Source organism: Pseudomonas sp. WS 5011 (assembly GCF_012985775.1).
In the GTDB taxonomy this organism is placed as follows: Bacteria; Pseudomonadota; Gammaproteobacteria; order Pseudomonadales; family Pseudomonadaceae; genus Aquipseudomonas; species Aquipseudomonas peli.
This window is the reverse complement of record NZ_JAAQXA010000001.1, coordinates 407,232-422,156: the sequence shown is the minus strand read 5'-3', so window position 1 is coordinate 422,156 and position 14,925 is coordinate 407,232. Positions and strand designations below refer to the sequence as shown.

Below are 14,925 nucleotides of genomic sequence, written 5' to 3'. Positions count from 1 at the left end.
CGTATTTTTTGCGTGGCAGGCAGGCGGCTCAGTCAGTGCGCGTAGCGATTGTGCAGGGCCTGGAAGCGACCATCCTGCTGCACACGTTGCAAAGCAGCGCGCCAGCGCGCGATGTCCTGCTCCGGCATGCCACGGGACAGGGCGATAAAGCCTTCATCGCGGCCCAGTTGCACGGCGCTTGGGCGCACCTTGTCGGCCGCGACGCCCGCCTCGCGCAGCCTCTGCGCCAGCTCTGAGTCAGCCGAGGCAACCAGCGCGATCCGGCCGGCTGCGAGCATGCTGAAGCAGGTGCTGTAAGTGTTGTTGCGCTTTAGTTGGGTGAACGCCATGGCTGTCAGGCGTTCGTCATGGGAGCTGCCGTTGAGTACGCACACCGGCAGGTGCTTGGCATCCTCCAGGCTGAGGATACCGGTGGGCCGTTGGCTGTTTTCGTAGAGCCAGTCGGTCTCTTCCCAGATGGGCCCGACCCAGTGCGCCAGCGGCAGGCGCTCCGGGGTTTTGGCAAGGTTGAAGAGCACTACATCGTCACGCTGTTGCAGTTGCGCCAGACCACGCGCCAAGGGCACTTCCTGGATTGGCAGCGGTTCGGCCATATCAGTCAGCAACTCGCGCACCAGCTCCAGAAAGAACGCCCGCTTGCCGGCATGTTCGCGTCCGCGTAACTGGCCATCGATCAGTACGGCTTGGCTATCCAGGCTGTGGGTGTAGATCAGCCAGTCACGGGCCAAGCAGGCCGGAGACGCAAGCCAGGCAGCCAGTACCAGCGCCACTGCGGCGGCAACTGCTGTGCGATGCCGAGTCTGGCCGGGCGCTGGCAGGGTGCGGGGCATCGGGTTCAAACAATCTCCGGTATGGCTTCTGGCGGCCGCTTGGCGCATGCAGCCAAGTGTTCGGCGGGCGGTGATCTGTGCTTTTACAGCAGAGCAGTGTCTGCCGTCACCTGTGATGCAACTTGTGCGGGTTGTTTTGCCTAATTGACCAGCCAACTTGGCAAACCTGTACCACACTGATGGAGCTTTTTGCCGGGTGTTCTAACAGGCGTTGGGTAGTCGTCAGGGCGCGTTGTGTAGTGGTTGTGGGGATGCGCTTGAGACGCTGTTGTTGCCTGCAGGACTGACACCGGATGTCGGCCATAACAACAATAGACAGGTGCATTTATGCTCAATCCGCGAGACGTGAAAACCGTTCAGGATGCCAAGCGTATTGTCGAAGAGCGCGGCCTCAGCCATATCAAGGTTGGGGTGTTCGATAACGATGGCGTGATGCGCGGCAAATACCTCAGCCGCAGCAAATTCTTCTCTGCCCTCGACAGCGGCTTTGCCTTCTGCGATGTGGTGCTCGGCTGGGACGTGAAGGACCAGCTCTATGACAACGCTCAATACACCGGCTGGCACACCGGCTACCCGGATGCGCCGGTGCGGGTGCTACCGCATACCTGCCGCGACTTACCCTTCGAGAACGGCATGCTGCTGTTTATCTGTGAGTTTGCCGAGGCAGCGGAAAAGGTTTGCCCACGCGGCACCCTGCGCCGGGTGATTGAGCGCTGCAAAGCCATGGGTTTCGATGCCTTCGCTGCGCTGGAATATGAGTTCTTCATGTTCGATGAAACCCCGGAGTCGGCCCGCGAGAAGGGTTTTCGCAACCTCAAACCCTTTACCCCGGACTGGTTTGGCTACTCGATGATTCGCAACTCGGTACACGCCGAGCTGTACCACGAGATTCTGGAAATGGCCGAACGCATGGACTTCCCCATCGAAGGCCTGCACACCGAAACCGGCCCCGGCGTGCTGGAGGCGGCGATTGCCTATGACCGTGCCGAAGCCGCAGCCGACAAGGGCGCGCTGTTCAAGACCTTTATGAAGGTGCTGGCCCAGCGCAACGGCCTGATGGCCACCTTTATGGCCAAGTGGTCGGGCAAATACCCGGGGCAGAGCGGACATATCCATGTGTCGCTGCGTGATCTGGCCAGCGGCAAGTCGGCGTTCTTTGACCCGAGCCAGGCGCACAATATGAGCAAGATTCAGCGCCACTTTCTTGCTGGGCAGCAGCGTCTGATGCCGGAATTCCTCTGCATGGTGGCGCCAACGCTGAACAGCTACCGCCGGCTGATTCCCGGCTTCTGGGCGCCCACCGATGCCACCTGGGGTTTTGAGAACCGTACTGCTGCGTTGCGGGTCATCCCCGGGAGCGATAAATCCCAGCGTCAGGAATATCGCCTGGGCGCGGCGGACGGCAATCCGTTTCTGGCCCTGTCGGTGGCGCTCGGCTCCGGTCTGTATGGCGTGATGCAGCAGTGGGAGCCGACCGAGCCGGTGGTGGGGAATGCCTACGCGATGAAGCACCCCGAGGAGCTGGCCCTGCCGCGCACCTTGTGGGATGCCGCGCAACGGCTGAAGGCTTCGACGGCGGCGCGGGAGTTGTTTGGTGACGAGTTTGTCGAGCATTTCGCCGCCAGCCGCGAGTGGGAAGAGCGCGAATACCGCCGGCATGTCAGCGACTGGGAACTGGATCGCTACTTCGAAATTATCTAGCGCGCAGCCCCGGCTGATTGGGCTTACGGAGTCTTTTCAATGAGCAAACTGCAATGTATTTCCCCCATCGACGGCTCGGTGTATGTCGAGCGCCATCTGGCCTCCAATCCGGAAATTCAGGCTGCTCTGGCCAGGGCCGAGCTGGCGCAGCAGGCCTGGAAGACCACCCCGCTGGCTGAACGCATCGCCATCGGCCGTAAGGCGATTGCTGCGTTCGCCGCCAAGGAAACCCAGCTGGCTGAAGAGCTGTGCTGGATGATGGGGCGGCCGATCCGCTATGCCGCTGGCGAAGTGCGCGGTTTTGTCGAGCGGGCCAGCTATATGGCGGACATTGCCGAGAGCGCCCTGGCCGATATCCAAGTGCCGGAAAAGCCCGGGTTTATTCGCTTTATCCGCCGTGAACCGCTGGGCGTGGCGCTGGTGATCGCGCCGTGGAATTACCCCTACCTGACTGCGGTGAACGCGGTGATGCCGGCGCTGCTGGCCGGCAATGCGGTGCTGCTCAAACACTCTGCGCAAACCCCGCTGTGCGCCGAGCGCATGGTCGAAGCCTTCAGCGAAGCTGGCTTGCCGGACGGAGTATTCCAGTACCTGCACTTGAGCCACGGTGAAACCGAGGCGCTGATCCAGGCGCCGACCATCGCCCACGTGGCCTTCACCGGGTCGGTACCGGGCGGCACCATGGTCGAACGGGTGGCGGTGGGGCGCTTTCTCAGCATCGGCCTGGAACTGGGCGGTAAGGATCCGGCTTATGTTCGTGCTGACGCCGATCTGGCCCACGCGGTGGAAACCACAATCGATGGGGCGTTCTTCAACTCCGGGCAATCGTGTTGCGGCATCGAACGCATCTATGTACACGAATCGCTGTATGACGCCTTCGTCGAGCAGGCGGTGGCGCTGGTCAAACAGTACAAGCTGGGCCGCTCCGATGACCCGGACACCACCCTCGGCCCACTGGTACGTGCCGAGGCAGCGGATTTCGTCCGCGGGCAAATTCACGATGCCGTCGAGCAGGGCGCCATCGCCCATCTGGTACCGGCCGACTTTGCCATGGACCATCCCGGCTCGCAGTACCTCGCGCCGCAGGTGCTGACCAACGTGTACCACGGTATGCGGGTGATGACCGAAGAATCCTTCGGCCCGGTAGTGGGCATCCAGAAGGTCAAAGATGACGAAGAAGCCCTGGCGCTGATGAACGACAGCGAGTTTGGCCTGACGGCCGCGATCTTTAGCCGTGATGTCGACGCTGCCATGGCCTTGGCTGACCGGGTACAGGCCGGCACGGTGTTTCTCAACCGCTGTGACTACCTTGACCCGGCACTGGCCTGGACCGGGGTGAAGAACTCCGGGCGCGGCTGCACGCTGTCCAGTGTCGGCTTTGAGCACGTGACTCGGCCGAAATCCTTCCATTTCAAGACCCAGCTGTGAGGCGCGCCATGGACCTGAATCATTACCGCATGAACTGGAATTACCCGACCTCGGTGCGTGTCGGCGTGGGTCGCATCAACGAGCTGGCGGCGGCCTGCCGGCAACTGGGCATGAGCGCGCCGCTGCTGGTTACCGACCCTGGCCTGGCCGCCTTGCCGATGATCGACCGCGCGCTGTTGCACTGCCGCGATGATGGCCTCAAGGCCGGGTTGTTCCATGGCATCAAGGGCAACCCCACCGGGCAGAACGTGATGGACGGGGTGGCCGCATTCAAGGCCGGCAAGCATGACGGGGTGATCGCCTTTGGCGGCGGCTCGGCGCTGGATGCCGGCAAGGCCATCGCCCTGATGGTGGGGCAGGACCGGCCGTTGTGGGATTTCGAAGACATCGGCGACAACTGCAACCGCGTCAATGTTGCCGGCATGGCCCCGGTGGTGGCGGTGCCAACTACGGCCGGCACGGGTTCGGAAGTCGGCCGCGCCTCGGTGATCACCGATGATGATGCGCATATCAAACGCATCATCTTCCACGCGCGCATGTTGCCGGCGCTGGTGATCCTCGACCCGGAACTGACCCTCGGCCTGCCGGCCAAGATCACTGCCGCCACTGGTATGGATGCGCTGTCACACAACCTGGAGGCCTTCTGCTCACCGCTGTTTCACCCCATGGCCGAAGGCATTGCCCTGGAAGGCATGCGCCTGGTGCAGGAGTATCTACCGCGCGCGGTGGCGCAGGGCAGTGACGTTGAAGCGCGCTTGCAGATGCTGGTGGCGTCGAGCATGGGCGCCACCGCTTTCCAGCGCGGCCTGGGTGCCATGCACGCCCTGGCCCATCCGCTCGGCGCGCTGTACGACGCCCACCATGGGCTGCTCAACGCGGTGCTGATGCCCTATGTGCTGGTGGCCAACCGTGAGCGCATCGAGCCGCAGATGGAGAAAATGGCGCGCTACCTGAACCTGGCCAAGCCCGGTTTTACGGGCGTACTTGAGTGGGTGATGGCGCTGCGTGAGCAGGTCGGTATCCCGCATAGTCTGGGCGAGATCGGCATTGATGACACGCGCATCGAGCAGGTCGGGCAGATGGCCGAGGTTGACCCGTCCGCCGGCACCAACCCGATTGCCTTTACCGCGCAGCAATACCGCCAGCTGTTCGAGAAAGCCCTGCGCGGCACCCTCTAATCTCTAGCTCTTCCAGCGTTGCTCGCGTGGGCGAGCAGCGCTGTAGCGAACAGATACATGACCCGCCGGTTCTTCGCTTGCGCTGCCTGCGCGTGACTCCTTATATTCCCCCGGCATTTAAGCGCGCCCGGCTTGCGCCTGCCCGGCTGCAAGCAGGGTCTGTTACCGCAATGGTGAGAGGCCATGATCGAAATAAAAAACCTAACCAAGCGTTTTGCGCAGCACACGGCTGTTGACGACCTGTCCTTCAGTGTTAAGCCCGGTGAAGTGCTGGGCTTTCTCGGCCCTAACGGTGCCGGCAAATCCACTACCATGAAGATGCTCACCGGCTTTCTGGCGCCGACTTCAGGCAGTGCCAGCATCCTCGGTTTCGATATCCAGAAAGACACCCTCAAGGCCCAGCGGCAGATCGGTTATCTGCCCGAAGGCGCGCCGTGCTACGGCGATATGACGGTGCGCAGCTTCCTCGAATTTATCGCCGAGGTGCGAGGTTTCAAAGGCGCCGAGAAGCGTCAGCGGGTGGCCAAAGCGGTGGCTCAAGTCGAGCTGGACGCCGTGCTGGAACAGTCGATCGAAACCCTGTCGAAAGGCTTCAAGCGTCGCGTCGGCCTGGCCCAGGCGATTCTGCATGACCCCAAGGTGCTGATTCTCGACGAGCCCACCGATGGCCTCGACCCGAACCAGAAGCACCAGGTGCGCAAGCTGATCCAGAGCCTGGCCCACGACAAGATCGTGATCATTTCCACCCACATCCTCGAAGAAGTCTCCGCCGTGTGCACCCGTGCGGTGGTCATCGCCCACGGCAAGCTGCTGGCCGATGGCACGCCGCTGGAGCTGGAAAGCCGTTCGCGCTATCACCAAGCGGTGACCCTGGTGGCCAATGAGGCGCTGGATCAAGCCGCGCTGGCTGCATTACCGGGCGTGGCCGGGGTGGAAGAAAATACCCAGGAACACAGCCTGAGCATCCTCGCCAAGCCGGGTGAAGTGATCTTCCCGCAGGTCAACGCGCTAATCGCCGAGCGCGGTTGGCAGGTTAAGGAATTAAATGTCGAACGCGGGCGGTTGGACGAAGTGTTCCGCAGCCTGACCCGTGGGGAGGTGGTATGAGTCAGTTGTCGGTGATCTTCAAGCGCGAGCTGGCGAGCTACTTCGCCACGCCGTTGGCTTACGTGTTTATCCTGATCTTCCTGGTGCTGTCCGGGGTGTTCACCTTCTACCTCGGCGGCTTCTTCGAGAGCGGCCAGGCCAACCTGTCACCGTTCTTCAACTTCCATCCCTGGCTGTATCTGTTTCTGGTGCCGGCGATTGCCATGCGCCTGTGGGCCGAGGAGCGCAAGAGCGGCACCATCGAGCTGTTGATGACCCTGCCGATCACCCGTTTCGATGCGGTCACTGGCAAGTTTCTCGCTGCCTGGGTGTTTGCCGGTTTAGCGCTGCTGCTGACCTTCCCGATGGTGATCACCGTCAATTACCTGGGTGAGCCGGACAACGGTGCGATCATCACCGGCTATATCGGCAGCTGGCTGCTGGCGGGTGCTTATCTGGCGATTGGCTCGTGCATGTCGGCCCTGGCGAAAAACCAGGTGATCGCCTTTATCCTGGCGGTCAGCGTGTGCTTCCTGTTTATCGTCAGCGGCTTTCCCATGGTGCTCGACGGTTTCAGCGGCTGGGCCCCGCAATGGCTGGTGGATGCCGTGGCTTCGCTGAGCTTCCTGACCCGTTTCGATGCGATCAGCAAGGGCGTGATCGACCTGCGCGACCTGCTGTATTTCCTCACCCTGATCGCCGCCTGGTTGGCTGCGACGGCGGTGGTTATCGATCTGAAGAAAGCTGACTGAGGCCGCCCATGAAAAAGCTGATGGTTTCCAGCGCCGGGCTCGCACTCATAGCCCTGGCGTTTCTCGCGTTCAACCTGTTCTCCAGCCTGAGCCTCAGTGGCGCACGGCTGGACCTGACCGAGCAGAAGCTCTACACCCTCTCAAGCGGTACCGAGCAGATCCTTGCGGACCTGGACGAGCCGATTGAGCTGAACTTCTTCTATTCCGACACTGCCAGCAAGGACCTGCCGGCGCTGCGCACCTACGCCAAGCGCGTCGAGGAAATGCTCAAGGCTTATCAGCGTGAGGCGGGCGACAAGCTCAAGCTGAATATCATCGATCCTGCGCCGTTCTCCGAGGACGAAGACAAGGCCGCCGAGTTCGGCCTGCAGGGCATTCCGCTGCAACAGGGCGGCGACTCGATCTACTTCGGTCTGGCCGGCAAGAATGCCGAAGGCCTGACCCAGGTGATTCCGTTCTTCGCCCTGGATCAGGAAGAGTTCCTCGAATACGAACTCAGCCGCCTGGTGCAGAGCCTGGCCAAGCCCGAGCGCCCGGTAGTTGGCGTGCTGTCTGGCCTGCAGGTCAACGGTGGGTTCGACATGGCCGCGCGTCAGCCGACGCCGGCCTGGATGCTGATCGAGGAAATTCGCCAGCTGTTCCAGATCGAAAGCCTCAAGCGCGACGTCGACCTGATCCCCGAGAAGGTTTCGGTGCTGCTGTTGATCCACCCGAAAAACCTGCCGCAGCAGACCCTCTACGCCATCGACCAGTTCGTCCTGCGTGGTGGCAAGTTGCTGACCTTCGTCGACCCGTTCAGCGAGGCCGATACCCAGGCCGAAATGCCCGGCGAGATGGTGATCGACAAGGCCTCTGACCTGCCGGAACTGTTCAAGGCCTGGGGCCTGCGCATGGTGCCGGACAAAGTGCTCGGCGACGGCTCCTACGCCATGTCGGTCAGCATGGGCGAAGGCCAACGCCCGGTACGCCACGCCGCCTGGTTGAGCCTGCCGAAGAATGCCCTGGATGCCGAGGACATCAGCACCGCCTCGCTGGAAACCGTCACGGTGGCCACCGCCGGCATGCTGGAACCCCTGGAAGGCGCGAAAACCCAGTTCACCCCGCTGATTCGCAGCTCGCAGTACGCCATGCCGTTTGATGCCAAACGCTTTGGCATGCTGGCCAATCCGGAAGAGCTGATCCGCGAGCTGGAACCCACCGGTGAGCGCTATACCCTGGCCGCACGTATCAGCGGCCCGGCGCAAACGGCTTTACCTGAGGGCATCGAGGGGCAGAAGGATGGCCTCAAGCAGGCGGACACGATCAACGTGATTGTGGTGGCCGACACCGACATGCTCACCGACCGCATGTGGGTGCAGGTGCAGGACTTCTTCGGTCAGCGTATTCCGCAGCCGTGGGCGGATAACGCCGGTTTTGCGATCAACGCGCTGGACAATCTGGCCGGCTCCGAAGCACTGATCAGCGTGCGTTCGCGCGGTCGTTTTACCCGCCCATTCGAGGTCGTAGACGCCATTCAGCGTGACGCCGAGGTGCAGTTCCGCGAGAAGGAGCAAGCCCTGCAAACGCAACTGGCCGACACCGAGCAGAAGCTTGCCGCCCTGCAGCAGAACCAGGATCCGAGCAAGGCCCTGGAACTGACGCCTGAGCAGCAGGCCGCGGTACAGCAGTTCGTGCAGCAGAAACTGGCGATCCGCAAGGAACTGCGCGATGTGCGCTACCAACTGAATGCCGATATCGAAGCCCTGGGCAGCACGCTCAAGTTCCTCAATATCGCTCTGGTGCCGCTGGTGCTGACCCTCGGCGTGCTGGCGCTGTGGTTGTGGCGTCGGCGCAAGCACGGCTAAGAACCTGTTCAAAGACTGCTGCGCGTCGGCCCTGCTGCGTTAAAACAGGCTCGGAATGCTCATGTACACCCGTACACTCCGCTTCCTCGTCTGTTTTTGCCTTGCATGGCTCTAGCTCGCGAGCCTTGGAATAGGTTCTAAACCCGTCTGTACCTGCAAAGGGCCGCTTGATGCGGCCCTTTGTATTTCTGTCCTGCCGGTCAGATAATGCCCGCGCGCCTATGCGCCAAGCGGATCGCCGTGACCGATCTAACCAGTCTTGTTTCATCTGTTATGAGGATTAATTAGATGCCTACCCTCCTGGTGAAAATATTCGAAGGTCGCAGCGATGAGATCAAACGCGAGTACGCCAAAGCCCTGACCGACGCTTCAACCAAGGTGCTCGGCTGCGATGCCAGCGCGGTGGATGTGATCTTCGAGGAAGTTAGAAAGGGCGACTGGGCCACCGGTGGCGTGATGTGGTCAGAGCGCGACTAGCCCTGAGTCGGGGATGGGTTATCCGTTGCACGGTGAGCCCATCCTGTTGCCTGCTTTCTTCTCCGTATATATCGCTGCATAGCTTGTCTTGTATGGCCTGTAGCCTGCCGGCAAAAAGTCCTTTTCAGGCATAAACGCTGTTTTATACTCGGCCTTCGGTGATGGCCGGGCACTCGCCTGCAGGCCGCGCCAAACAATAAAAACTGCACGCTGGAGATACAGGTAATGGCTGAGCGCGAGACAGGCACCGTCAAGTGGTTCAATGATTCCAAGGGTTATGGCTTTATTCAGCGCGAGAGCGGCGCGGACGTTTTCGTGCATTTCCGTGCGATCCGTGGCGAAGGTCATCGCACCCTGCTCGAAGGGCAGAAGGTCGAGTTCGCCGTGACCCAGGGCCAGAAAGGCTTGCAGGCTGACGACGTGTCCGCCGTTTAAGCCCACTCCCGCAGTAGAAAAGCCCATCATCGATGGGCTTTTTGCTTTCTGTCCTTCAGTCGTTTTCTCCCAGGCAAAAATGCGACAATCGCCGCCTTCCTGCTCGTCCCCTTGACCCCACCCCGCGATTACCCGATGACCGACGCCACGCCCGCCGTTGACCAACTGCTGAAAAACCTCGACCAGACCCTGCTGGGCGACCGTCATCGCCTGCGCCGCCAGTTGCATGAGCTGCGCAAGCAGACGCCGGTGGACGAAGCCAAGCTGGCGCAGTGGCTGCAGCGTTTCGAGGCGTCCCGTGCCAAGGTCGAGGCGCGCCGGCTCAGTGTGCCGACCATGCGTTACGACGATGCGCTGCCGATTGCCGCCAAACGCGATGAAATCAAAGCCGCCATCGCCGCGCACCAAGTGGTGGTAATCGCCGGGGAAACCGGATCGGGCAAGACCACTCAGTTGCCGAAAATCTGCCTGGAACTGGGGCGTGGCGTACATGGACTGATCGGCCACACCCAACCACGGCGCCTGGCCGCGCGCAGCGTGGCTACTCGGGTTGCCGAGGAAATTGGCACGCCGCTGGGCGAGCTGGTCGGCTATCAGGTGCGTTTCGAGGACCAGAGCAACGAGCGCAGCCTGATCAAACTGATGACCGACGGCATCTTGCTGGCAGAAACCCAGCACGACCGCTATCTGGAAAAGTACGACACGATCATCGTCGACGAAGCCCACGAACGCAGCCTGAACATCGACTTCCTGCTGGGCTTTCTGAAAACCCTGCTGGTGCGTCGCCCTGACCTGAAGCTGATTATCACCTCGGCGACCATCGACCTGCAGCGCTTCTCCGAGCACTTCGGCGGCGCGCCGATTGTCGAAGTGTCCGGGCGTACCTTTCCGGTGGACACCTGGTACCGGCCGCTGGCGGCTGAGCAGGACGAAGACGGTAACCGCGTTGAGGAAGACCTCTCGGTCGATCAGGCGATCCTCGCCACGCTGGATGAAATCAGCGCGTTCGAGAAGAGCGAAGGCAAACGCCCCGGTGACGTCCTGGTGTTCCTGCCCGGCGAGCGCGAAATTCGCGACGCTGCCGAGGTGCTGCGCAAAGCCAACCTGCGCCTGACCGAAGTGTTGCCGCTGTATGCGCGCCTGACCCCGGCCGAGCAGCAGAAGATTTTCGCGCCCATGGGCGCGCGCAAGATCGTCCTGGCCACCAACGTTGCGGAAACCTCGCTGACCGTGCCGGGCATCCGTTATGTGATCGACTCCGGCACGGCGCGCATCAGCCGCTACAGCTACCGCGCCAAGGTGCAACGTTTACCGATTGAGGCCATCAGCCAGGCCAGCGCCAACCAGCGTAAGGGCCGCTGCGGGCGGGTCGAGCCAGGCATCTGCATCCGCCTGTACAGCGAGGAAGATTTCAACGGCCGCCCGGCCTTTACCGATCCGGAAATCCTGCGTACCAACCTGGCGGCGGTGATCCTGCAGATGCTCCACCTGCGCCTCGGTGAGATCGACGCCTTCCCCTTTATCGAGCCGCCGGATGGCAAGGCCATCAGCGACGGCTTCAACCTGCTGCAGGAACTCTCGGCGGTTAATCGCGAAGGGCAACTGACGCCGTTGGGTCGTCAATTGGCGCGCCTGCCGGTGGACCCGCGCCTGGGCCGCATGGTGCTGGAAGGGGCCAAGCAGGGCAGCTTGGACGAGATTCTGATCATCGCCAGTGCGCTGTCAGTACAGGATGTGCGCGAGCGTCCGTCCGACCGTCAGCAGGCCGCTGATCAGGCCCACGCGCAGTGGAAGGATGTGGACTCCGACTTCGCCGCGCTGATCAACCTTTGGCGCGGCTTTGAAGAACAGCGCCAGGCTTTGGGTTCAAGCGCGCTGCGCAGTTGGTGCCGCAAGAACTTCCTCAACTACTTACGCCTGCGCGAATGGCGCGATGCGCATCGTCAGTTGGTGCTGATTACCCGTGATTTGCAGTTAGGCAAACCGGCGAGCGAGGCGGGTAGGGGCGAGCCGCGCGCTAAAGAGCAGGCGCCTACTACCCAGGACCGCCGGAATGCCGGACCACAACTATCAGCGGCCCATAAAGAAAAAGAGCTGGCCGAAAAAGACCAAGCCGCCCAGCGCGCCAAAGGCTACGCCGCCGTGCATAAGGCGATTCTCGCCGGCCTGCTGAGCCAGATCGGTCAGAAGACCGAAGACGGCGACTACCTCGGTGCCCGTCAGCGGCGATTCTGGGTGCATCCATCCTCGGTGATCGGCCGCAAGAAACCCAGCTGGCTGATGGCCGCCGAGCTGGTGGAAACCACCAAGCTGTTTGCGCGCATGGTGGCGAAGATCGAGCCAGACTGGATCGAGCCGTTGGCCGGCCACCTGATCAAGAAAAACCACCTGGAACCGCACTGGGAGAAGAAGCGCGGCCAGGTCGTGGCCTATGAACAAATCAGCCTGTACGGCCTGATCGTGGTCGGCCGCCGTGCGGTGCACTTCGGTCCTATTGATCCCGTGGCCTCGCGTGAGCTGTTTATCCGCGAGGGCCTGGTCGGTGGCGAAATCAACTCGCGCGCCAAGTGCCTGACGGCCAACCGTCAGCTGCTGGAAAAACTCGACGAACTGGAAGCCAAGGCACGCCGGCGCGACATTCTCGCCGACGAGGAAACCCTGTTTGCCTACTACGAGGCGCGCCTGCCGGCGAATATCTACCAGAGCGCCACCTTCGACAGCTGGTACAAGACGGAAAGCGCCAAGAATCCGCAGCTGCTGATCATGCGCGAAGAGGACGTGCTCGCCCGCGATGCCAAGGAAGTCACTGCCGCCCAGTACCCGGATACCCTGCGCCTGGGCGAGCTGACCCTACCGCTTTCGTATCACTTCGAGCCTAACCACCCGCGTGACGGCGTGACCCTGCGCGTGCCCGCGCCGTTGTTGCCGCAACTGCCGCCTGAGCGCCTGGAATGGTTGGTGCCGGGGCTGCTGGAAGCCAAGTGCATGGCCCTGGTACGCGGCCTACCCAAGGCGCTACGCAAGAACTTTGTGCCGGTGCCGGATTTTGTCGGCGCCGCCCTGGGCAAGATCAGTTTTGCCGACGGCAGCCTGCCCGAGGCCCTGGGCCGCGAGCTGACGCGCATGACCGGTACGCGGGTCAGCGACGAGGCTTGGGCCGAGTCCGCCGCGCAGCTCGAAGGCCATCTACGGATGAATATCGAGGTGGTCGACAACCAGGGCAAGCCCCTGGGCGAAGGCCGCGATCTGGCCGAGCTGACCGCGCGTTTCAGCGAGGCGACTCAGGCGGGTCTGGCCCTGCCGAAAACCGCCAAGAGCCAGCAACCGGTGGAGGCCAAGGCCTTTAGTGAAGTGGCGGCGAAGACTCAGCAACAGGTCGCGGGTCTGTCCATGACCGTCTACCCGGCGCTGGTGGAGGAGGCAGGCGTGGTCAAGGAAGGGCGCTTCCCGACCCTGGCCGAGGCCGAGTTTCAGCATCGCCGTGCGCTGCAGCGCTTGCTGCTGCAGCAACTGGCTGAGCAGGCCAAATTCCTGCGCGGCAAGTTGCCGGGTTTGACCGAGCTGGCGCTGCTGTACCGTGATATGGGCCGGGTCGATGCGCTGGTTGAGGACATTCTGCTGGCCAGCCTCGACAGCTGCATCCTCGAAGGCAGCGAGCCGCTGCCGCGCGACGGTGCGGGTCTGGCGGCCCTGGCCGAACGCAAGCGTGGCGACTGGACCGGCGAGGCCGAACGCCTGGCCAAACTGACCCTGGAAATCCTCAAGCTCTGGCACGGCCTGCAGAAGCGCTTCAAAGGTAAGATCGACTTAGCTCAGGCCATGGCGCTGAATGACATCAAGCTGCAGCTGAGCAATCTGGTCTATCCAGGTTTCGTCCGCGAAACCCCGGCGCAGTGGCTGAAGGAAGTGCCGCGCTACCTCAAGGCCATTGAGCAACGCTTGGACAAGATCGCCGGCCAGGTGCAGCGCGACCGTGTGTGGAGCGGTGAGCTGGCGGGCTACTGGGAGCAGTACCAGGCGCGCCTGGGCAAACACAGCCAGGAAGGCAAACGCGACCCGCAGCTGGTGCTGTACCGCTGGCTGCTGGAGGAGTACCGCGTGTCGCTGTTCGCTCAGCAGCTGGGCACCAAGCTGCCAGTTTCCGACAAGCGTCTGAGCAAGCAGTGGAGCAGCGTCGAAGGTTGAGCGCCCCTGAAGTATTGGCCTGAGTCGGCGGCTTGCTTGATCACCGGAAGGTACTGCTAGACTCAGGCCACATCCCGTCGTGCCCGCGTGAGTGATGATCTTGATTGCAGTCGATGTACGCCGCTCGTCCTTACTGCGCCTCCGCTTTTTGCTTGCCCTGTTGCTGCTGGCCTGTTGGCCGGGTCTGGCGGCAGCCACCTGTGAGAAGACGCTGCGCTGGGACGATGACCCGCCGTTCAGCATGCAAACGGCGGATGGCGCGGTGGTTGGCATCGACGTTGAAATCAATCGTGCGGCGCTGGCCCGTTTGGGCTGCCAGATCAAACTGCGCAAACTGCCCTGGGCGCGGGCGCTCAAGGAGCTGGAGCTGGGCCGCCTGGATATTTTGCCTGGCGCCTTTCGCCGGCCAGAGCGCGAGGTCTATGCGCATTTCTCCGGCCCGGTGCTGCCACCCTCGCGCAATATTCTGTTTATGCATGCCCCAGCACTTCAGCGCTGGCCCATCACCCAGCTGCTGGAGCTGCAGCACAGCGAATTCCGCCTGGGCGCACAGATCAACGTGGTCTACGGCGCAGGCTACGCACAACTGATGGATGATCCGGCGTTTGCCGCGCGGGTGGTACAGGTGGCCAACCGCAACAACCTTTGGCGCATGGTTGGCAAGGGCCGTATCGATGGGGTGATTGCCGACGAAAACACCGGCGCCTACGAAATCCAGCAACTGGGCCTCAGCGAGCTGATCAAGCCCACGGCTGTGGTGGTGTCCAGCGACGCCGCCGAGATTGCATTCAGCAAGCGCTCAATCGGGCCTGATTTTGTCCAGGCCTATGCCGATGCGCTGCGCGAATTGGTAGTTGATGGCCGTTATGAGCGGATTGTGCAGCGCTATATACAGCCGTAAACGCGACCCGCTGAAAAATAGGTAGCGCTATCGCTATTGATTTAACGGCACTGTTACTCGCTCCGCCGCCTGTGTGATGCTGTGGCAAGACAACAATAAATAACAAGG

General features: G+C 62.1%; 11 protein-coding genes. 10 read left to right on the top strand and 1 reads right to left on the bottom strand.

The window, feature by feature from the left end; all coding sequences use genetic code 11:
• Positions 1-32: 32 nt before the first annotated feature.
• Complete coding sequence (locus tag HBN63_RS02025) at positions 33-830, bottom strand: ABC transporter substrate-binding protein (protein ID WP_262498864.1); 798 nt, start codon at positions 828-830, stop codon at positions 33-35.
• Between the two features lie 327 nt (positions 831-1,157).
• On the opposite strand from HBN63_RS02025, the gene HBN63_RS02020 reads away from it, so the two are divergent.
• The 10 genes from HBN63_RS02020 (at position 1,158) to HBN63_RS01975 (ending at position 14,817) form a co-directional block, all read left to right on the top strand.
• Positions 1,158-2,531, top strand: coding sequence for a glutamine synthetase (locus HBN63_RS02020; RefSeq protein ID WP_170048183.1), 1,374 nt, complete (start codon positions 1,158-1,160; stop codon positions 2,529-2,531).
• Between the two features lie 39 nt (positions 2,532-2,570).
• Positions 2,571-3,959: an aldehyde dehydrogenase family protein gene (locus HBN63_RS02015; protein WP_170048182.1), complete on the top strand. Its 1,389-nt coding sequence runs from the start codon at positions 2,571-2,573 to the stop codon at positions 3,957-3,959.
• An 8-nt stretch (positions 3,960-3,967) separates the two neighbouring features.
• Positions 3,968-5,137, top strand: coding sequence for an iron-containing alcohol dehydrogenase (locus tag HBN63_RS02010; protein WP_170048181.1), 1,170 nt, complete (start codon positions 3,968-3,970; stop codon positions 5,135-5,137).
• A 183-nt stretch (positions 5,138-5,320) separates the two neighbouring features.
• On the top strand, positions 5,321-6,244 hold the full coding sequence (locus tag HBN63_RS02005; protein WP_170048180.1) for an ABC transporter ATP-binding protein: 924 nt from the start codon (positions 5,321-5,323) through the stop codon (positions 6,242-6,244).
• A complete protein-coding gene (locus tag HBN63_RS02000; RefSeq protein WP_170048179.1) occupies positions 6,241-6,975 on the top strand; it encodes an ABC transporter permease subunit in 735 nt (244 codons plus the stop codon). Before HBN63_RS02005 ends, HBN63_RS02000 begins: the two co-directional genes overlap by 4 nt.
• Before the next feature lie 8 nt (positions 6,976-6,983).
• Positions 6,984-8,819, top strand: a complete 1,836-nt coding sequence (locus HBN63_RS01995) for a Gldg family protein (RefSeq protein ID WP_170048178.1) — start codon at positions 6,984-6,986, stop codon at positions 8,817-8,819.
• Positions 8,820-9,107: 288 nt separating this feature from the next.
• On the top strand, positions 9,108-9,296 hold the full coding sequence (locus HBN63_RS01990) for a 4-oxalocrotonate tautomerase (RefSeq protein WP_170048177.1): 189 nt from the start codon (positions 9,108-9,110) through the stop codon (positions 9,294-9,296).
• Positions 9,297-9,521: 225 nt separating this feature from the next.
• Complete coding sequence (locus HBN63_RS01985; protein WP_090251540.1) at positions 9,522-9,731, top strand: cold-shock protein; 210 nt, start codon at positions 9,522-9,524, stop codon at positions 9,729-9,731.
• A 135-nt stretch (positions 9,732-9,866) separates the two neighbouring features.
• Positions 9,867-13,916: an ATP-dependent RNA helicase HrpA gene (hrpA, locus tag HBN63_RS01980; protein WP_170048252.1), complete on the top strand. Its 4,050-nt coding sequence runs from the start codon at positions 9,867-9,869 to the stop codon at positions 13,914-13,916.
• Positions 13,917-14,010: 94 nt separating this feature from the next.
• Positions 14,011-14,817: a transporter substrate-binding domain-containing protein gene (locus tag HBN63_RS01975; protein ID WP_170048176.1), complete on the top strand. Its 807-nt coding sequence runs from the start codon at positions 14,011-14,013 to the stop codon at positions 14,815-14,817.
• Positions 14,818-14,925: the final 108 nt, after the last annotated feature.